16 protein-coding genes are annotated in these 19,016 nt (G+C 70.7%); 11 read left to right on the forward strand and 5 right to left on the reverse strand.

All coding sequences use genetic code 11. The features are described 5' to 3' along the window. Nucleotides 1-25 precede the first annotated feature (25 nt). Entirely contained in the window at nt 26-1,639 is a 1,614-nt protein-coding gene (gene guaA, locus ACTJI1_RS02930) for a glutamine-hydrolyzing GMP synthase (RefSeq protein ID WP_310130871.1), read from the forward strand. An 83-nt stretch (nt 1,640-1,722) separates the two neighbouring features. On the opposite strand, the gene ACTJI1_RS02935 is transcribed toward guaA, so the two are convergent. After that, on the reverse strand, nt 1,723-2,514 hold the full coding sequence (locus ACTJI1_RS02935; RefSeq protein ID WP_440741478.1) for a Bax inhibitor-1/YccA family protein: 792 nt from the start codon (nt 2,512-2,514) through the stop codon (nt 1,723-1,725). 42 nt (nt 2,515-2,556) lie between these two features. After that, nucleotides 2,557-3,111 (reverse strand): hypothetical protein, encoded by a 555-nt coding sequence (locus tag ACTJI1_RS02940; RefSeq protein ID WP_440741479.1) that lies wholly within the window; start codon nt 3,109-3,111, stop codon nt 2,557-2,559. 53 nt (nt 3,112-3,164) lie between these two features. Here ACTJI1_RS02940 and ACTJI1_RS02945 point away from each other — a divergent pair, with 53 nt between their 5' ends. The 3 genes from ACTJI1_RS02945 (at nt 3,165) to ACTJI1_RS02955 (ending at nt 7,981) form a co-directional block, all read left to right on the forward strand. After that, nucleotides 3,165-4,274, forward strand: coding sequence for a glycerophosphodiester phosphodiesterase family protein (locus ACTJI1_RS02945; protein WP_310130866.1), 1,110 nt, complete (start codon nt 3,165-3,167; stop codon nt 4,272-4,274). A 114-nt stretch (nt 4,275-4,388) separates the two neighbouring features. Further along, nucleotides 4,389-6,941 carry an ATP-dependent helicase gene (locus ACTJI1_RS02950; RefSeq protein WP_440741480.1) on the forward strand — a complete coding sequence of 851 codons (2,553 nt, stop codon included), beginning with the start codon at nt 4,389-4,391 and terminating at the stop codon, nt 6,939-6,941. Nucleotides 6,942-6,970: 29 nt separating this feature from the next. Beyond that, nucleotides 6,971-7,981 (forward strand): FUSC family protein, encoded by a 1,011-nt coding sequence (locus tag ACTJI1_RS02955; protein WP_440741481.1) that lies wholly within the window; start codon nt 6,971-6,973, stop codon nt 7,979-7,981. Here the strand turns inward: ACTJI1_RS02955 and ACTJI1_RS02960 are convergent. The 3 genes from ACTJI1_RS02960 to ACTJI1_RS02970 are packed head-to-tail and all read right to left on the reverse strand — an operon-like array spanning nt 7,978 to nt 10,400. Then, complete coding sequence (locus ACTJI1_RS02960) at nt 7,978-8,775, reverse strand: oxygenase MpaB family protein (protein ID WP_440741482.1); 798 nt, start codon at nt 8,773-8,775, stop codon at nt 7,978-7,980. The two genes, ACTJI1_RS02955 and ACTJI1_RS02960, sit on opposite strands and share 4 nt — an antisense overlap. A 51-nt stretch (nt 8,776-8,826) precedes the next feature. Further along, complete coding sequence (locus ACTJI1_RS02965; RefSeq protein WP_440741483.1) at nt 8,827-10,110, reverse strand: hypothetical protein; 1,284 nt, start codon at nt 10,108-10,110, stop codon at nt 8,827-8,829. Next, on the reverse strand, nt 10,062-10,400 hold the full coding sequence (locus tag ACTJI1_RS02970; RefSeq protein WP_440741484.1) for a hypothetical protein: 339 nt from the start codon (nt 10,398-10,400) through the stop codon (nt 10,062-10,064). The genes ACTJI1_RS02965 and ACTJI1_RS02970 overlap by 49 nt, the downstream gene beginning before the upstream one ends. 233 nt (nt 10,401-10,633) lie before the next feature. On the opposite strand from ACTJI1_RS02970, the gene sucC reads away from it, so the two are divergent. The 7 genes from sucC to ACTJI1_RS03005 all read left to right on the forward strand — a co-directional run bounded on the left by sucC (nt 10,634) and on the right by ACTJI1_RS03005 (nt 18,994). Continuing rightward, the gene (gene sucC, locus ACTJI1_RS02975) at nt 10,634-11,797 is read left to right on the forward strand and encodes an ADP-forming succinate--CoA ligase subunit beta (protein WP_310130860.1); all 1,164 of its coding nucleotides are present in this window, start codon (nt 10,634-10,636) and stop codon (nt 11,795-11,797) included. A 17-nt stretch (nt 11,798-11,814) separates the two neighbouring features. Then, nucleotides 11,815-12,702 carry a succinate--CoA ligase subunit alpha gene (gene sucD / locus ACTJI1_RS02980; RefSeq protein WP_018191900.1) on the forward strand — a complete coding sequence of 296 codons (888 nt, stop codon included), beginning with the start codon at nt 11,815-11,817 and terminating at the stop codon, nt 12,700-12,702. Between the two features lie 159 nt (nt 12,703-12,861). Next, nucleotides 12,862-14,250 (forward strand): hypothetical protein, encoded by a 1,389-nt coding sequence (locus tag ACTJI1_RS02985; RefSeq protein WP_440741485.1) that lies wholly within the window; start codon nt 12,862-12,864, stop codon nt 14,248-14,250. 55 nt (nt 14,251-14,305) lie between these two features. Next, a complete protein-coding gene (locus tag ACTJI1_RS02990) occupies nt 14,306-15,607 on the forward strand; it encodes a cell division protein PerM (RefSeq protein ID WP_440741486.1) in 1,302 nt (433 codons plus the stop codon). A gap of 46 nt (nt 15,608-15,653) precedes the next feature. Beyond that, on the forward strand, nt 15,654-16,247 hold the full coding sequence (gene purN, locus ACTJI1_RS02995; protein WP_310130853.1) for a phosphoribosylglycinamide formyltransferase: 594 nt from the start codon (nt 15,654-15,656) through the stop codon (nt 16,245-16,247). Continuing rightward, entirely contained in the window at nt 16,244-17,824 is a 1,581-nt protein-coding gene (gene purH / locus ACTJI1_RS03000; protein ID WP_440741487.1) for a bifunctional phosphoribosylaminoimidazolecarboxamide formyltransferase/IMP cyclohydrolase, read from the forward strand. Before purN ends, purH begins: the two co-directional genes overlap by 4 nt. A 99-nt stretch (nt 17,825-17,923) precedes the next feature. Next, on the forward strand, nt 17,924-18,994 hold the full coding sequence (locus tag ACTJI1_RS03005) for a Glu/Leu/Phe/Val dehydrogenase dimerization domain-containing protein (RefSeq protein WP_440741488.1): 1,071 nt from the start codon (nt 17,924-17,926) through the stop codon (nt 18,992-18,994). The last annotated feature ends 22 nt before the right edge of the window (nt 18,995-19,016 follow it).

A 19,016-nucleotide genomic window follows, 5' to 3' on the forward strand; every position in this document is an offset into this window, starting at 1 on the left:
CGAAGATTCCAGGAGGCCCGATCCGATGAGCACGGACGCCCCGTTCACCGAGCAGCCGGGGGGCGCCGACTCGGCGAATCCCTCCGGGCCCGTGCTCGTCGTCGACTTCGGCGCGCAGTACGCGCAGCTGATCGCGCGGCGCGTGCGCGAGGCCAACGTGTACTCGGAGATCGTGCCGCACACCGTCACGGCGTCCGAGATCGCGGCCAAGCGCCCGTCCGGCATCGTGCTGTCCGGCGGCCCGTCGAGCGTGTACGAGGAGGGCGCCCCGCGCCTCGACGAGGGGATCTTCGACCTCGGCGTCCCCGTCCTCGGCATCTGCTACGGATTTCAGGTGATGGCGACCGCCCTCGGCGGCGAGGTCGCGAAGACCGGCCAGCGCGAATACGGCTCGACCGCGGTACGCATCTCCGACTCGGGCGTCCTGCTCGACGGCCAGCCGGCGGAGCAGACCGCCTGGATGAGCCACGGCGACTCCGTCTCGCGCGCCCCCGAGGGCTTCGAGGTGCTCGCCTCGACCGAGGGCACGCCGGTCGCCGCCTTCGCGAACGACGCTCGCCGCCTCTACGGCGTGCAGTGGCATCCCGAGGTCAAGCACTCGACGTACGGGCAGGCCGTGCTGGAGAACTTCCTCCACCGCGCGGCGGGCATCCCCGCCGACTGGAACAGCGGCAACGTGATCGCCGACCAGGTGGCCGCGATCCAGGCGCAGGTCGGCTCCGGCCGCGTCATCTGCGCGCTGTCCGGTGGCGTCGACTCGGCCGTCGCGGCCGCGCTCGTCCACAAGGCCGTCGGCGATCAGCTCGTGTGCGTGTTCGTCGACCACGGGCTGCTCCGCAAGGACGAGGCGCGCCAGGTCGAAGAGGACTACGTCAAGGCGACGGGCGTGCGGCTCGTCACGGTGAACGCCCAGAAGCAGTTCCTGGATGCGCTCACCGGCGTGAGCGACCCGGAGACGAAGCGCAAGATCATCGGCCGCGAGTTCATCCGCGTCTTCGAGAAGGCGCAGGCCGACCTCATCGCCGAAGCGGCGAGCGAGGGCGACCCCATCCGCTTCCTGGTGCAGGGGACGCTGTACCCGGACGTCGTCGAGTCCGGCGGCGGCACCGGCACCGCGAACATCAAGAGCCACCACAACGTCGGCGGCCTGCCGGAGGACCTCCAGTTCGAGCTGGTGGAGCCGCTGCGCACGCTGTTCAAGGACGAGGTCCGCGCGATCGGCCGCGAGCTCGGGCTGCCGGAGGAGATCGTCTCGCGTCAGCCGTTCCCCGGGCCGGGCCTCGGCATCCGGATCGTCGGAGAGGTGACCCAGGAGCGGCTCGATCTGCTTCGGGATGCGGACGCCATCGTCCGTGCCGAGCTGACCGCCGCGGGTCAGGACGCCGAGATCTGGCAGTGCCCGGTCGTACTGCTGGCCGACGTCCGCTCGGTCGGCGTGCAGGGCGACGGACGCACCTACGGGCACCCGATCGTGCTGCGCCCCGTGTCCAGCGAGGACGCCATGACCGCGGACTGGACGCGCCTGCCCTACGACCTGCTGGCGAAGATCTCGAACCGCATCACCAACGAGGTGGACGGGGTGAACCGCGTGGTTCTCGACGTCACGTCGAAGCCGCCGGGGACCATCGAGTGGGAGTGACCTCCCGCTGACGCGACAAGCGTCGACGCGAGAAGGCCCGGGATGCGGTGAGCATCCCGGGCCTTCGTCGTTTGCTTATGCGATTAGTCGCGGCTGATGGCGAGCATGCGCAGGATCTCGAGGTACAGCCAGATGACGGTGACCATGATGCCGAAGGCGCCGGACCAGCCGTAGATGCGGGGGGCGCGGTTGGTGACGCCCTGCTTGATCGCGTCGAAGTCGAGCACCAGCGAGTACGCGCCGAGGATGACGACGAGCAGGCCGATGATGAGGCCGAGCTTGATGCCGGTGTTGCCGAGCTCGACGCTGTTGAGGCCGAAGGCGCCGTTGGTGGCGCCGGTCCACATCAGGACGAGGTTGACCAGCGAGTAGGCCAGGTAACCGAACATCGCGATCAGGAAGACCTTGGTCGCCTTGGCGGAGGCGCGGATCTTGCCGGACGCGAACAGCGCGAGCGTCACACCGACGACCGCGAAGGTGGCGATGACGGCCTGGATGACGATGCCGGACCACTGCGCCTCGAAGACCATCGAGATCGCGCCGAGGAAGATGCCCTGCGCGAACGAGTAGCCCAGGATGAGCGCGGGGACCGGGCGGCGCTTGAAGATGTTGACCAGCGCCAGGACGAAGCCGATGATCGCGGCCGGGAGGGCGAGGGCGGGGACGAACCAGCCGATGCCGGCGCCGGCGAGCAGGAGGACGAAGCAGATCGCGGTCTTGACGATCGAGTCCTCGACCGTCATGCGGTCGGTGTCGACCGACGTGGCGGACGGCGCCTGGTACATCTGCTCCAGGTTCTCGGCCGAGACCGTGGCGGCCTGGCCGTTGCTGGAGAACGCCGGGTTCGTGGAGAAGGCCGGGTTACTGAGTGCCATGAGCTCCTCGTTCTTAGGGGACCGCAGGCGGGTGCGGTCGTGTCAGTCCAATCTATTCGTTTCTTTCCTGAGAGTTCTGACAGATTGCCATGAATCCGCCCGGATCGCGATCCAACGCGCGAGCCAGGCGGCGGCCACGATGATCACGCTGCACGACAGGATCGTGATCCAGCCCTGCCCGTAGTAGCGCACGAACGAGGGGAGGACGATGCTCCATCCGATCGGCAGCAGCAGCACGACGAAGGAGAGCAGGGGGCGGAGCCGCACCAGCAGCCAGGCGGCGAGCGGGACGGCGTAACACCAGGCGAAGCCGGCGCCGCCGAGCATGAGCCAGGTGAAGCCGAGCACCGGCAGTGCGACGGCGACGCGGCGCCCGATGGTCGACGGCAGGACGGCCCAGCCGGCGGGCTGCATCAGCGACCCGACGAGCAGCAGAGGGAGACTGTAGGCGGTCGTCGCGAGAACGCACGCGGTGCCCACCACGAGCATGGCGAGGCCTGTCACCAGACGCGCACGGTAGGAGCCCCAGCGGAGGGGGAGCCGCGAGGCGGGCTCCGTCCATGACGTGGCGGCGGTCGCGTTCGGGTCGGCGGGCACGGGACGATTCTGGCATCCCCGGGCGCGGCGTGGCGCCCGGCTAGGATCGGGCCATGCGAGCTCGAACCGCCCCCGTGGTCATCGGGCACCGGGGTGCCCCCGGGTACCGGCCCGAGCACACGCGCGGTTCCTATGAGCTGGCCTTCCAGCTCGGGGCGGATGCCGTGGAGCCGGACATCGTGGCCACCCGCGACGGCGTCCTGGTGCTCCGCCATGAGAACGAGATCTCCGGGACGACCGATGTGGCCGACCATCCCGAGTTCGCCGACCGGCGCACGACCAAGGAGGTCGACGGCGTCGAGCTGACGGGGTGGTTCACGGAGGACTTCACGTGGGCGGAGCTCTCCGTCCTGCGTGCGCGGGAGCGCATCCCGAAGCTGCGTCAGGCGAGCTCCACGTTCGACGGGCACTACCCGCTGCTGCGGCTTCGCGACCTCCTCGAGCTGATCGACCGCACGGCCGAGGCGGCCGGCCGCGACGGCGGCGGCCGCGATGGCGGCGGCAGGACCACGCCCGGGTCGCCCGGACTCGTCGCCGAGCTGAAGCACGCGACGTACTTCGCGGCCGCCGGGCTCCCGCTCGACGAGCTGTTCCTGGCGGAGCTCGCGGACGCGGGCTGGAACGACCGGTCGGGAGTCGTCGTCGAGAGCTTCGAGCGGACCGTGCTCGGCACACTGCACGACCGCGGTTTCCGGGGACGCCGGGTCTACCTCGTCGAGAGCTCGGGAGCGCCGGCGGACCGGGTGGCCGCGCTGGGATCGTCCGCTCCCGGCTACGACACCGATGTCAGCCTGCGCGGGCTCTACGCGCTCGGATCGGCGGCGGCGTCGCCCGCGCACCGGGTCGACGGCATCAGCGTGGAGACCAGCCAGGTGCTGTCGTCGGGGTCCGTCTCGGTCGCCCTGTTCGGCGAGGAGGACGCGGCCGACGTCGGAGCGGTGACCTCGGATCTGGTCGACCTGGCGCACTCGGCCGGACTCGCCGTGTTCTGCTGGACGCTCCGGCCCGAGAACGGCATGCTGCCCCCCGAGTTCCGCACCTCGTCGACGGACACCGAATGGGGCGATTGGCGCCGCTACTACTCGATCCTCCTCCACTCGGGGGTGGACGGGGTCTTCGCCGATCATCCCGACCTCGCAGTGTCGGTGCGCGACAACCGCTGAGCGGCACAGGGGCCGCGGGCGTCGCAGGCGCCGCGGGCGTGGCGGGCGCCGCGGGACCGGGCGCGGGGGACTCCCGGCCGAATGACGGTGGCAGCGACTAAAATCGACGGAGACATGACGAGCCTCCCCGACGCCCCGCAGACCACCCCCTCCTCCGTCCCGATCATCCTGGACGGGTGGCAGGGCGACGGTGCGGACCGCACCCCGGCCGAGGGGAGCCGCTCGGGCGGAGGCTCGGGCGGGTCCGGTGCCGGTCAGGAGGGTTCCGGGCACTGGCGTGGGCCGAGCGAGCGGCTGTTCGCCGGCCTCAACCCGCAGCAGCGCGAAGCTGCCGAGTACCGCGGGCAGGCGCTGCTCATCGTGGCCGGCGCCGGCTCCGGCAAGACCAGCGTGCTCACCCGCCGCATCGCCGGGCTCATCGAGAGCCGCGAGGCGTGGCCGAGCGAGATCCTGGCGATCACGTTCACGAACAAGGCCGCGAACGAGATGCGCGAGCGCGTCGAGCAGCTGCTCGGCGGCAAGGCGCAGGGCATGTGGATCTCGACCTTCCACTCCGCGTGCGTGCGCATCCTGCGGCGCGAGGCCGAGACGATCGGCAAGACCCCGAGCTTCACGATCTACGACTCGGGCGACAGCCGGGCCCTCCTCAAGCGCATCATCAAGGAACTCGACGCCGACACCCTCGGCTTCACGGTGGGAGGCGCAGCCAACCGCATCTCGAAGCTGAAGAACGAGTTGACCGACCTCGAGACCCACGCGCGGTCCGCCAATCTGAGCGACCCGCAAGAGGTCATGTTCCTCGAGATCTTCCGTCAGTACACGCGCGAGCTCCGCCGGGCCAACGCGTTCGACTTCGACGACCTGATCGCCGAGACGGTGTACCTGTTCCGCGCGTTCCCGCGGGTCGCCGCCCTGTATCAGAGCCGCTTCCGGCACATCCTCGTCGACGAGTACCAGGACACGAACCACGCTCAGTACTCGCTCATCCGCGAGCTGACCATGCCGGTGGCGCCCGACATCGTCGACGACCTGGAGGCGCACGGCCGCAACGTCCGCCCGCTGCGCGACGCGGCGGGACTGATCCCGCCTGCGTCGCTCACGGTGGTCGGCGACTCGGACCAGTCGATCTACGCGTTCCGCGGGGCGGACATCCGCAACATCGTCGAGTTCGAGCGCGACTTCCCCGGTGCGAAGGTGGTGCTGCTGGAGCAGAACTACCGGTCGACGCAGAACATCCTGAGCGCGGCCAACGCCGTCATCGCGAACAACTTCGACCGCAAGGACAAGAAGCTGTGGACCGCCGTCGGCGACGGCGAGAAGATCATCGGCTACACGGGGTACTCCGGCCACGACGAGGCGCAGTTCGTCGCCGACGAGATCGAGAAGCTGCACTCCGCGGGGATGGACTACAAGGACATCGCCGTCTTCTACCGGACGAACGCCCAGACGCGTGCCCTGGAGGAGATCTTCATCCGGTCGGCGCTGCCCTACAAGGTGATGGGCGGCACGAAGTTCTACGAGCGCGCCGAGATCAAGGACGCGATGGCGTACCTGATCACGGTCGCCAACCCGGATGACATGCTCGCGCTCCGCCGCATCCTGAACACGCCGAAACGGGGAATCGGACCGGCGACCGAGACGCAGCTGGCGAGCTATGCGGAGGACAACGGACTGACCTTCCGGGCGGCGATACGCGACGCCGGATCGCTGGGACTCGGGCCGAAAGTCACCAACGCGATCCTGCAGCTGTCGAACCTGCTCGACGAGGCGGCGGCGAAGATCGACCCGTCGAACCCTGCGGGCATCTCGCCGGTCGCCGACGTACTGACCTTCCTGCTGGACGGCAGCGGGTACCTCGAGGTGCTGCGCAACAGCCGCGATCCGCAGGATGAGGCGCGCGCCGAGAACGTGGACGAGCTGGTCGCGGTGACGCGCGAGTTCGCGCGCAACAACCCGAACGGCACCCTCGTGGACTTCCTCACCGAGGTGTCGCTCGTGGCGGCCGCCGATGAGATCGACGACTCGAGCGGCTCCGTGTCGCTCATGACGCTGCACACGGCGAAGGGGCTCGAGTACGACGCCGTGTTCCTGACCGGGATCGAGGAGGATCTCCTCCCGCACCGGATGTCGGCGAACGAGCCGGGCGGTCCGGCGGAGGAGCGCCGGCTGTTCTACGTGGGCATCACGCGGGCGAAGAAGCGGCTCTTCCTGTCGCTCGCGATGACCCGCGCGCAGTTCGGCGAGACAGCGGTCGCCATGCCCAGCCGTTACCTCCAAGAGATCCCCGCAGACCTCATCGACTGGCGGCAGTCTCCCGGCTCGGCGAACGGTCGCGGTGGCACGCAGTCGCGCGCGCTCAACGCGCGCCGGCCCGGCCTCGGCGCTGGTTCCGGCGACGGCTCCGGCGGCTGGAACGACCCGCTCTCCGCCTCGACGTTCCGGCAGGAGCGTCCGAAGGCGGAGTGGCCGAACCGGGTCACCGGCAAGGTCCGCGACAACGGCGACCTGGAGCTCGAGCCGGGCGACCGCATCCGGCACGCCGACTTCGGCGAGGGCCGCGTCACGGCCGTGACCGGGCAGGGCGCCAAGCGCGTCGCGCACGTGCAGTTCGAGAAGGTGGGCGCGAAGAAGCTCCTCATCAAGATCGCTCCGATCGACAAGCTGTGAGGGCCGTCTCCGGTCCCCGGAATCTGGAGGTGGGACTGCGGGCCGCGCTGGCGGTCGCCGTCCCGTTGTCGGTGCTGTTCGCGGTCGGTCGGCTCGACCTGACCGCGTACGCCACATTCGGCGCCTTCACTGCCCTGTACGGGCGCAACGAGCCGTACCGGTACCGGGTGCGCACGCTCACCGTCGCGGCGATCGCGCTGCTGGCGAGCATCGCAGCGGGAATCGGCCTCGCGGTGGCGGGCGAGCCCCTGCCGCTCGTCGCGGTCGCGCTCGTCGTGGTCGTCGGTGGCGGGACGCTGTTCGTCACGGTGTTCCAGATCGTTCCTCCGCAGTCGCTGTTCTTCGTCTTCGCCCTCCTGGTGTGTGCCGCGATACCCACTGCTCCCGCCGACGTGCTGCCCCGCCTCGGGCTGGCGGCGGTCAGCGCGGCGTTCGCCTGGCTGCTCACGATGTCGGGCTGGGCGATCCGCCGGATCCCCGGTGCCTCGCAGGGACTCCTGGCGCGCAGCGGTCTGGTCACCGAGCTTCGGCGTCGCCCCGGCATCGACACGGCAGCTCTGCGCGACCCGCGCGTGTGGCTGACCGTTGTGCAGAACGTCGTCGGCGTTCTCCTGGCGGGCGGCATCGCGCTGGCGTTCGGCTTCGGGCACGCGTATTGGGCGGTCGTGAGCGTCGTGGCTGTGATCCCGCCTGCGCGGGCGGCCCATTCGATCTCGCGCTCGTTGCACCGGATCGTCGGGACCGTCGTGGGCGTCGCCGTCACCGCCGTGCTTCTCAGCTGGTCGCCTCCGGCCGCCTTCGTCATCGCCGTGATCGTGGTGTGCCAGTTCTTCGCCGAGATCCTGGTGGCGCGGCACTATGGTGCTGCGCTCGTGTTCATCACGCCGCTCGCGCTGTCGGTGTCGCACCTCGCGAATCCCACGCCGATCGGAACGCTGGTCATCGATCGAGTGCTGGAGACCGTTCTCGGCGCCGGGATCGGCATCGTCCTGGTGCTCCTCGCCCGTGGGTTCGAGCGACGGCGGGGACTCGCGCCCTAGGACGTGACGACTGCCGACCGCAGCTTGGCCCGGTACCGCTCGTGGGGAAGCCGACGCAGCCTCGACGGGAGCCGCGGGTACAGGACCGCGGTGAAGCGCAGCAGGCGGTCGAATCGCCGTCTCCTGCCCTCGCTCCAGTCGAGCCGGAACTCGGCTCGCACCTCGGGAGGCAGCAGACCGGCGGTGAGCAGCCGGAGGAGCGGCAGAGCCGGGCGCATCCCCCAGGGGACGCCTCGCGGGTACAGGATCTGGCGCGACACCGTCAGCACCTCCTCGTCCACGGAGAGGGTCGGGAGCATGTCGTCCCAGTACCGGTCGAAATCCCGCCGCGATGCCGGCCAGTGCTCCGGCGACAGCTGCAGGTTGGACAGAGCGTGCACGAAGTCCTCGTACACGGAGTCCGCCTGGTCTGCGTTCAGCTCGCCGAAGACCCGACCGTGGAGGTCCATCATCGTCTGGTAGAGCGTCGCCGCCACCCACACCTGCAGCTCCGGGTCGAACGCGTTGTACGGCGTCGTCCCCTCTCCGCCGCGGACCGGCGCATGCGCCCGATTCACCGCTCGCCGCATGGCCCCGACCTCCTCGGGCGAGCCGAACATCGACGCGGTCAGATAGAGGATCGTGGCATCGAAACGGTCCATCAGCCGCGTGGCGAAGTCGCTGTGCTCCACGACGCCACGGCCCACCGCAGGATGGGCGATCTGAAGGAGCAGCGCGCGTCCGCCTCCGGCGAGCGTTATCGCTTCCGCCGCGATATCGCGGGCATCCACGGGTCGGGTGCGGGAGCGAGGCACGGCTCCATGGTGCCCACTCCGCCTGCGAAGCAGCGGAGAGCACGCCGTCGTTCACAGTGAGATCCAGGTGGACCGTGCCCGCCGGGGACGCGCACGTCCGAAGCGGGGTGCGCGCCCCTTCCGCCGGTCGCGCCGCATGTGCGACATGACCAGCATGGCCACGCCGGTCGCGGTCGCTCCGAGGCTGGATAGGGCTGCGGGGCCGATGTCCCTACCGACGTCGGCGCCGGTGTCGGCCAGCACGACGGTCGTCGCCAGGCTGGCCGTCGAGCCCGGCGCGACCGGGACCGGCGCGACCGGGACCGGCGCGACCGCGACCGGCGCCGACGAGACCCGTGTGATCTCCGTCGCGACGCCGAAACGGGACACCCAGGGCCGCAGACGACCGCCGCCGTCGGCGACCGCGACGCGAGACGGGTCGATCCGGTCCGTCCAGACGTAGTAGCCGTCGGCCGGGACGGTGCAGGGCGGCGTCACGTACTCACCCGTGTCATGGATGGCCGTCTCGACGGTGCAGACCGTCGGCGCTCCGACGGGTGGCTTCTCAGCCTCCGCGATCGCGTCGGAGAAGGGGCCGTACAGCGTGCTCTCCACGACGGCTTCGACGGGCTCGAAGCCGTCGCCCGCCGCGCGCACGCCCCACGACGGGAGCAAGCCGTCTCCCTCCTCGACCGTGACCGTGAGCCGGTCGGCCACCTCCGCACCCGGGTGCGCCTGGGCGGCTGTGGTCTGCGTCTCGACTCGCGGCTGGAACGGCAGGGGAGACGGACCGGTCGCCTCGGTCTGCGCCTGAGCGCTGGCGGAGGACGGCTGCGCGATCAGCACTGCCTGCGCATCCACGGTCGGAAGGGCGACGGTCAGGCGGTTCCCGTACGGCAGGCCGTCGGTCGTCGCTGCGGCGCTGACGGTGGTGCTCGCGGCCGTCCCCGTCGGGGTGATCGGGATGTCGGTCCCCGAGGGCACCGAGCGCTGAGTGGTGCCGTCGTCGAAGGCGGCGCCGGTCAGGGTCACGGCGACGGGATGCGCCCCAGGCGGCAGCACCTCGGGACCACTGACCCTGTCGACGGTCAGCTCCACGCGCACCCGGCCCGGTCCGGACTCGGCGAGCTCGACGATCGCCGCAGCGTGGACGCCGGTGGACGCCTGCACCCGTGCCTCGGCCAGCATCCGCCCGGCACGTTCGTAGACGGCGTCCGCGTCGGCGCCTGCCCGAGCCGCGTGACCGCGGGCATCGGCGTCGGACATCCCGGCGTAGATCCAGGTCGCCAGCTGGCCCGAGGCGGCGGTCAGGCGGTCGCCGGCGCCTGCCCACGTGCGGGCGATGTAGGCGAACACCGCCGACTGTTCCGGCGTCCACCAGCCCATCCCGGCCGATCGGCATAGGTGTAGGTCACTCCGGTCGGCGACACCTTGCCCGGGTTGAGACAGAAGCCGAGCGCCCCGTCGTCGAAGTGGTAGGCGCCGATCCACCAGCCGTCGGCGGACCGGTATCCGGGCTCCGTCCCGTCACCGGCGAGTGCCCGTGCGGGTGCGGCTCCGGCGACGACCGCCTGGAGGACGCCGAGGAAGACGGCGAGGCCGGCGAGCGCCACCGCCGTGATGAGGGAGAAGGGTCGATGCGTCATGCATCCACCGTCGCTGGCCGGCGAGGTCCGCTGTCGGGAGACCCCGGAATCGGTGGATAACCGCACATCCCGGGCACCTGTGAGCACATCCCCGGTTTCGGGCCGTTCAGGGGGACGCGCTAAAGTTCTTCCTGGCGAATTTATCTCGGCGTCGAGCTATTCTCGCGTCGGACCGCCCGGAGAAATCAGCCGGCAGCCACGAGCGCACCGGACCACCAGCGGATTGGATAACCGTGGATCTATACGAGTACCAGGCCAGAGACCTGTTCGAGAAGTACGGGGTCCCGGTGCTTCCGGGAATCGTCGCAGACACCCCGGAGGAGGTGCGAGCAGCGGCCGAGAAGCTGGGCGGCGTGACCGTCGTCAAGGCGCAGGTCAAGACCGGCGGCCGCGGCAAGGCCGGTGGCGTCAAGGTCGCCAAGAACCCGGATGAGGCCGAAGAGGCCGCGAAGGCCATCCTGGGCCTCGACATCAAGGGTCACGTCGTGCGCCGCGTGATGGTCGCCGGCGGCGCCCGCATCGCTCGTGAGTTCTACTTCTCGGTGCTCCTCGATCGGGCCAACCGCTCCTACCTGTCGCTGACCAGCGTCGAGGGCGGCATGGAGATCGAGCAGCTCGCCGTCGAGAAGCCTGAGGCGCTCGCGCGGGTCGAGGTCGACCCCCGCGGCGGCATCGACCACGCCAAGGCCGTCGAGATCGCCCAGGCCGCCGGCTTCCCGGACGAGCTGGTGGAGAAGGTCGCCGACGTCTTCGTGAAGCTCTACGAGGTCTACACCGGCGAGGACGCGACGCTCGTGGAGGTCAACCCGCTCGTCCTCACCGAGGAGGGCGACGTCATCGCCCTCGACGGCAAGGTCAGCCTCGACGAGAACGCCGACTTCCGTCACCCCGACCACGAGGCGCTCGAGGACAAGGACGCGGCCGACCCGCTGGAGGCCAAGGCCAAGGCGGCGAACCTCAACTACGTCAAGCTCGACGGCCAGGTGGGCATCATCGGCAACGGCGCGGGACTGGTCATGTCGACCCTCGACGTCGTCGCCTACGCGGGCGAGAAGCACCAGGGCGTCAAGCCGGCGAACTTCCTCGACATCGGCGGCGGCGCGTCCGCCGAGGTCATGGCCGCGGGCCTGGATGTCATCCTGAACGACCCGCAGGTCAAGAGCGTGTTCGTGAACGTCTTCGGCGGCATCACCGCCTGCGACGCGGTCGCGAACGGCATCGTGAAGGCGCTGGAGATCCTCGGCGACGAGGCCAACAAGCCGCTGGTCGTCCGCCTCGACGGCAACAACGTCGACGAGGGCCGCCGCATCCTGAAGGATGCGAACCACCCGCTGGTGACGCTCGCACTCACCATGGACGAGGGCGCCGACAAGGCCGCCGAGCTGGCCGCGAAGTAAGCGAAGGACGAACGAGAATGTCTATCTTCCTCAACAAGGACTCCAAGGTCATCGTCCAGGGCATCACCGGCGGCGAGGGCACCAAGCACACCGCGCTGATGCTGAAGGCCGGCACCCAGGTCGTCGGCGGCGTCAACGCCCGCAAGGCCGGCACGACCGTCACCCACGGCGATGTCGAGCTGCCCGTCTTCGGAACGGTCGTCGAGGCGATCGAGAAGACCGGCGCCGACGTGTCGATCATCTTCGTGCCGCCGGCGTTCGCGAAGGATGCGATGGTCGAGGCCATCGACGCCGAGATCCCGCTGCTCGTGGTCATCACCGAGGGCATCCCGGTGCAGGACTCCGCCGAGGCCTGGGCCTACGCCAAGGAGAAGGGCAACAAGACCCGGATCATCGGCCCGAACTGCCCCGGCATCATCACGCCCGGCGAGTCGCTGGTCGGCATCACCCCCGCCACCATCACCGGCAAGGGCCCGATCGGACTCGTCTCCAAGTCGGGCACGCTGACCTACCAGATGATGTACGAGCTGCGCGACCTCGGCTTCTCGACGGCGATCGGCATCGGCGGCGACCCGGTGATCGGCACCACGCACATCGACGCACTCGCGGCGTTCGAGGCCGACCCCGAGACCAAGGCCATCGTCATGATCGGCGAGATCGGCGGCGACGCCGAGGAGCGCGCGGCCGACTTCATCAAGGCGAACGTCACCAAGCCGGTCGTCGGCTACGTCGCGGGCTTCACCGCCCCGGAGGGCAAGACCATGGGCCACGCCGGCGCCATCGTCTCCGGCTCCGCCGGCACCGCACAGGCGAAGAAGGAGGCCCTCGAGGCCGCCGGTGTGAAGGTCGGCAAGACGCCGTCCGAGACCGCCGAGCTGCTCCGCGAGGTGTACGCCGCGCTGTAAGGCGACTGCGTCGACACCGGCGCAACGCGCATCCGGAAGGCCGGGACCCCCGTGGTCCCGGCCTTCCCCGCGTCAGGCGAGAGGCCGCGAATACTGCCTGCCCACATCCGCATGCCCGGCGCTACAGTGAGCGCACCGTGACGGCGGAAGGGGGCCCTGATGGCTCGCCCGACGAATACCACCGACCTGCTGCAGCGCATCGCAGCCCTCGAGGAGGAGAACGCGTCCCTGCGTTCGAGGATGACCGAGGAACAGGTGGAGGGAGCGCCCGCCACCGTGGCGTCGACCCCGGTGAAGCACCGGCGCAGCTGGGCGTGGACGCTGCTGGCGACGGTCCTCATCGTGCTCGGCTCCGTCCTGGCGCCGCTCGCCGTCGTGTCCTCGTGGGCGAAGGTCCAGCTGACCGACACCGACACGTTCGTAGCGACGTACGCGCCGCTCGCCCACGACCCGGACGTTCAGGCGTTCGTCACCGACCAGACGGTCAAAGCGGTGCAGCAGCACGTCGACGTCGAGCAGATCACCGGTCAGGTGATCGACGGGATCACGGGGCTCGGCACCGGGCCCGTCGCGACGAAGGCGCTCGAGTCCCTGAAGGCGCCGCTCGCGCAGGGGATCGTGTCGCTGATGCAGTCGACGGTGCAGCGCTTCGTGGCGTCCGACGCCTTCGCGCAGGTGTGGCAGCAGGCGCTGCGGACCAGTCACGACCAGCTCATCGCGACGATGCAGAACAACCCGAAGGCGGCCGTCACCGTGGGAGCGGACGGCTCCGTCGGCATCCAGCTCGCACCGATAGTCGCGCGGGTGAAACAGCTGCTGGTGGATCAGGGGCTCACCTTCGCCTCGCGCATCCCGACCGTGGACCGCACCATCACCGTGGCGCAGAACTCGTCCATCCCTACCCTGCAGCTGCTCTACGGCCTGTCGATCGCGGCCGGTGCGTGGCTTCCCTGGGTGGCCATCGGGCTGCTGGCCCTCGGCGTCATCGTCGCCCGGCGACGCGCGCTGGCCCTCGTGTGGGCGTCCATCGCCCTCGGGCTGGCGATGGCATTGACGCTCGGGGCGATCGCCGTCGCGAGGCTCGTGTTCGTCGCCAGCGCATCCCCCTCGCTGGTGCCCTCGGGGCTCGCCCAGACGCTCTACTCGACGGTGACGGATGCGATGATCGCGACCGCCGTCGCCGTCCTGGTGCTCGCCATCGCGGTCGCCCTCGTCGGCTGGTACGCCGGGCCCTTCGGCGTGCCCCGGCGCCTCCGCGGGTTCTTCGGCGACGGCGTCGCCTGGGTGCGCCGGTCGGCCGAGTCGCACGGGATCACCACCGGTCGCGTCGGCGAGTGGATGTACGCGCAGCGGGTCCTGCTCCGCACTGCTGTGGCGGTGATCGCGGCAGCGGTGGTGCTCTTCGTCCGGCCGCTCACCCCGTCGCTCATCATCTGGACGCTGGTGCTCGCGGCGCTCGTCGTCGCCATCCTCGAGCTGCTGCAGCGTCCCGTGATCACCGTGCCCGAAACCGCCGACGAGGAGACGCCGGTGGTCACGGTCTCCTGAGCGCCGAAGTGTCGACGGTGCGCGCGACCGCGCCGCCGGTAGGCTCCGTTCGGTCATGAGTCGCACATCCGTCGCCCTGCTCGCCGCTCTGGAGGCGCTCATCGTGGCCGCCATCGGGCTGGGCATCTGTCTCGTCCCGATCACCATCCTCTGGGCCGCGCAGTACCACCTGGGCGCGGACTTCACGGTGGTGTGGCGCTCGGCAGCGGACATCTGGCTGGTCGGGCACGGCGTGAACCTGACCGTGGCGCTCGACCCGCAGACCGTCGCCCAGCTGGGGCTGCCCGCGGCCGCCGCACCCTTCCAGGTGACCATCGCGCTTCTCGGATTCGCGGCGCTCACCGTCGGTCTCGGCGTCCGCACCGGCCTGCGCGCCGCGGAGACGGACGAGCGCCTGATCGGGGCGCTGAGTGCGGTGGCGGCCTTCGCAGTGATCTCCACGCTCGTCGTGCTGTCGTCGGGGTCCGCCATCGCGCAGCCCTCGGTCTGGCAGGGGATCGTGCTGCCGCCGTTCGTCTACGCGCTGGGCATCGCCGTGGGCTTCGGCTTCGCTGCGCTGCGCGGACCGGCGCCGGAGGATGGCGAAACCGGCGCGCGCGCCGACGCATCCCCGGGAGCATCACGCGAGAGGGCGGCCGGTGAATCCTCGTCCGGCGGCGCCGTCCTGTCGGCGCTGCGCAGCCGCACGACCACCATCGAAGTGCCCGGTGCGCTCCGTTCCGGAGCACTCGCCGCCCTGCGGGCCGGTTCTGCCGCCACCGCGGTCGTCATCGGCATCGCCGCCCTGCTGCTCGCGCTCCTCATCTTCGGCCACTACGGCACCATCATCAGCCTCTACGAGCAGCTGCAGACCGGCGTCGCCGGAGGCATCGCGCTGACTGTCGGGCAGCTGGCCGTGCTGCCCAACCTCGTCGTGTGGACGGCGTCGTGGCTGATCGGGCCCGGATTCGCCATCGGGACCGGCTCGTCGGTCGGCCCGCTCGGCACCGAGCTCGGGCCCGTTCCGGGGCTCCCGCTGCTCGGGGCCATCCCGACCGGCGGGGTGGCGTTCGGCCTGGTGGGGCTCGTCGTCCCGCTGCTGGCCGGGTTCCTCTCGGCCGCGCTCCTGCGGTCGCGCACCGGAGGGGCCGTGGCCGCGTTGCACGACCTGCGCGGGCGCATCCTGACCGCCGTCGGCATCGGCGTCGTCGCGGGTGTGCAGCTCGGGCTGCTGGCATGGTGGTCCTCCGGCTCGTTCGGGCCCGGGCGGCTGCACGACGTAGGACCGCATCCGTGGCTGGTCGGAGCGCTCGCCGCCGCCGAGGTGGCGGTCGGCGCCGTCGTCGGGCTGGTCATGGGGGCGCGCGACCGGCGCTGACGCGGCCCGGGCATCCGGGCCCCGCACTCGCCGCTAGGCTGGGGGAGTGCTCACGATTGTGGTCCTGATCTCCGGCGGTGGCTCAAACCTGCGCGCACTGCTGGAGGCCGCCGGGGACGCCGAGTTCCCCGCGCGCGTGGTCGCCGTCGGAGCCGACCGCGACGCCGACGGCTTCGAGCACGCCGAGCGCTTCGGCATCCCGACCTTCACCGTCCCCTACACCTCGTACCCGAGCCGTGAGGAGTGGGGCGACGCGCTCCTGGAGCAGATCCGGCAGTGGGAGCCGGACCTCACCATCCTGTCGGGCTTCATGCGCCTGGTGCCGCCGCGGGTGGTCGAGGCGCTCTCGCCCAACCTCCTGAACACCCACCCGGCCTACCTGCCCGAGTTCCCGGGGGCGCACGCCGTCCGCGACGCCCTCGCGGCGGGAGTCACGCAGACCGGGGCCAGCCTGATCGTGGTGGACAACGGCGTCGACGCCGGTCCGATCATCAGCCAGGAACGCGTGGAGGTGCTGCCCGGAGACACCGAAGCGGCCCTGCACGAACGCATCAAACCCGTGGAGCGACGGCTGCTCATCGACGCCGTGCTCGACATCGCCAACGGACACATCGACCTCGAGGAGCTTGCCCGAGCATGAGCGGACCCCGCCACGACCCCAGCCTGTACCGCGAGCGGGACGTCGTCCCGATCCGCCGTGCCCTCGTCTCGGTCAGCGACAAGACCGGGCTCCTCGACCTCGCCGCGGCGCTCGCCGGGGCGGGCGTCGAGATCGTCTCCACCGGGTCGACCGCACAGACCATCCGGGATGCCGGGCACCCGGTCACCGACGTCGCCAGCGTGACCGGCTTCCCCGAGTCGCTGGACGGCCGGGTCAAGACGCTGCACCCGGCCATCCACTCGGGACTGCTCGCCGACCTGCGGCTCGCCTCGCATGAGGAGCAGCTGAAGGACCTCGGCATCGAGCCGTTCGAGCTCGTGGTCGTCAATCTCTACCCGTTCGTCGAGACGGTCGCCTCCGGCGCGGTCGGCGACGACGTGGTGGAGCAGATCGACATCGGCGGCCCGGCCATGGTCCGCGCGTCGGCCAAGAACCACGCCAACGTGGCCATCGTGGTGTCGCCGTCGGACTACGCGGACGTCATCGCCGCCGTCGCCGCGGGCGGCACCACGTTCGACCAGCGCCGCGAGCTGGCGTCGAAGGCGTTCGCGCACACCGCCGCCTACGACGGCGCGGTCGCCGCGTGGTTCGCGGGCGAGGCGCCCACCACGGACGACTTCCCCGAGCGCTGGGAGGTGCGCGCCGAGCTGAAGCAGACGCTCCGCTACGGCGAGAACTCCCACCAGGCCGCCGCCCTCTACGCGGACCCGACGGGACGCGGCATCGCCCAGGCCACCCAGCTCGGCGGCAAGGAGATGTCGTACAACAACTATGTGGATGCCGACGCGGCACTGCGCAGCGCGTACGACTTCGCCGAGCCGGCCGTCGCGATCATCAAGCATGCGAACCCCTGCGGCATCGCCGTCGCCGACGACATCGCCGACGCCCATCGCAAGGCGCACGAGTGCGACCCGGTGTCCGCATACGGCGGGGTGATCGCGGCGAACCGCACGGTCACGCTCGCGATGGCGGAGACCGTGAAGGGCATCTTCACGGAGGTCCTGATCGCCCCGGCGTTCGAGCCGGAGGCGCTGGAGCTGCTCCAGACCAAGAAGAACCTGCGCATCCTGCAGCTGCCCGAGGACTACGCGCGGGCGCTGACGGAGTTCCGCCAGATCTCGGGCGGCGTCCTCGTGCAGGACAGCGACCGGTTCACTGAGTTCTCCTCCGCGGGATGGACGCTGGTCGCGGGCGACGAGGCCGACGCCGCCACGCGCGCCGACCTCGAGTTCGCCTGGAAGGCGTGCCGCGCCGTGAAGTCGAACGCCATCCTCCTCGCGCACGACGGCGCCTCCGTCGGCGTGGGCATGGGCCAGGTCAACCGGGTCGACTCCTGCCGGCTCGCCGTGAGCCGCGCCGGCGACCGCGCGGCCGGGTCGGTCGCCGCGTCGGACGCGTTCTTCCCCTTCGCGGACGGCGCCCAGATCCTCATCGACGGCGGCGTGCGCGCGATCGTGCAGCCCGGCGGGAGCATCCGAGACGAAGAGGTCATCGAGGCGGCGAAGGCGGCCGGAGTGACCATGTACTTCACCGGGGAGCGGCACTTCTTCCACTGAGGTACGGACGCCGTTGCTTCCGGCGAGGACGCAGGGGAGAATGGACGGCGGTCCACAAGACCGCCTACCTTTTCACCGCGATCCCACGAGGAGACACCGATGTCCGCCCTGCCCGCACTTCCCCTTCCCGGCAACCTGCCCCACGAGACACTCCACGTGGTGAAGGGCAGGCGAAGTGGACTCACCATCAGCATCGCGGTGCACTCGACCGTCCTCGGCCCGGCCCTCGGTGGCTGCCGCGTGTGGACGTACGACTCCTGGCAGGACGCGGTGGCCGACTCCCTGCGCCTGGCCGAAGGGATGACCCTCAAGAACTCCGCGGCGGGTCTGAACCGCGGAGGCGGCAAGGCGGTCATCTACCTCCCGCGCGGCACGGTGCTGACTCCGACCGAGAGGTACGAGGCCATGCTCGACCTGGGTGACGCCGTCGAGACGCTGGGCGGCAGCTACATGACCGCCGAGGATGTCGGCACGAGCGCCGAGGACATGTCCGTCGTCGCCACCCGCACCGCTCACGTCTGCGGGCTGCCGCCGTCGGAGGGCGGCGTCGGGGAGCCGAGCGACGCGACCGCCGCGGGCGTCTACGCGGGGCTCCTCGCCACGCTGGAGCGCGCCTTCGGGTCGCGCTCGGTGGAAGGCCGCCGGGTCACCGTCCTGGGGCTCGGACACGTCGGGTCGATCATCGCCATGCGCCTCGCCGGCGAGGGCGCCGTGCTGACGGTCACGGACGTGAACCCCGCCAAGCGTGCTCTGGCCGACGCCCTGGGCGCCCAGTGGGTCGAGCCGGAGGAGGCGCACCGCGTGGAGGGCGACCTGTTCGTCCCCGCGGGCGTCGGCGGCGTGCTGACCGACCGGGTGATCGACGAGCTGCGCGTCCGCGCCGTCGTCGGCCCGGCGAACAACCAGCTGGCGCACCGCTCCGGGGCGGAGCGGCTGGCCGCCCGCGGCATCCTCTGGGCTCCCGACTTCGTGGTCAACGCGGGCGGCGTGATCTTCCTCGACATGATGGGGGAGGCCGGTGTCACAGCCGAGGCGACCCAGGAGCGGGTCGAGCGGATCGGCGACACCATCGCGGAGATCTTCCGCGCGGCGGACGAGCGCGGGATCACCACTCTGCAGGCCGCGGACGAGCTGGCCCTGGCGCGGCTGCGGGAGCCAGCGAACGCATAGCGGCGCTCCGCTAGGTTGGTTC

It is taken from the genome of Leifsonia sp. 22587 (assembly GCF_052044215.1).
Classification (GTDB): Bacteria; Actinomycetota; Actinomycetes; order Actinomycetales; family Microbacteriaceae; genus Leifsonia; species Leifsonia shinshuensis_C.

Coding starts and splice junctions, on each gene's coding strand:
- guaA (WP_310130871.1), top strand. CDS start 26: ATGAGCACGGACGCCCCGTTCACCGAGCAGCCGGGGGGCGCCGACTCG.
- ACTJI1_RS02935 (WP_440741478.1), bottom strand. CDS start 2,514: ATGGCACTCAGTAACCCGGCCTTCTCCACGAACCCGGCGTTCTCCAGC.
- ACTJI1_RS02945 (WP_310130866.1), top strand. CDS start 3,165: ATGCGAGCTCGAACCGCCCCCGTGGTCATCGGGCACCGGGGTGCCCCC.
- ACTJI1_RS02950 (WP_440741480.1), top strand. CDS start 4,389: ATGACGAGCCTCCCCGACGCCCCGCAGACCACCCCCTCCTCCGTCCCG.
- ACTJI1_RS02970 (WP_440741484.1), bottom strand. CDS start 10,400: ATGACGCATCGACCCTTCTCCCTCATCACGGCGGTGGCGCTCGCCGGC.
- sucD (WP_018191900.1), top strand. CDS start 11,815: ATGTCTATCTTCCTCAACAAGGACTCCAAGGTCATCGTCCAGGGCATC.
- ACTJI1_RS02985 (WP_440741485.1), top strand. CDS start 12,862: ATGGCTCGCCCGACGAATACCACCGACCTGCTGCAGCGCATCGCAGCC.
- ACTJI1_RS02990 (WP_440741486.1), top strand. CDS start 14,306: ATGAGTCGCACATCCGTCGCCCTGCTCGCCGCTCTGGAGGCGCTCATC.
- purH (WP_440741487.1), top strand. CDS start 16,244: ATGAGCGGACCCCGCCACGACCCCAGCCTGTACCGCGAGCGGGACGTC.
- ACTJI1_RS03005 (WP_440741488.1), top strand. CDS start 17,924: ATGTCCGCCCTGCCCGCACTTCCCCTTCCCGGCAACCTGCCCCACGAG.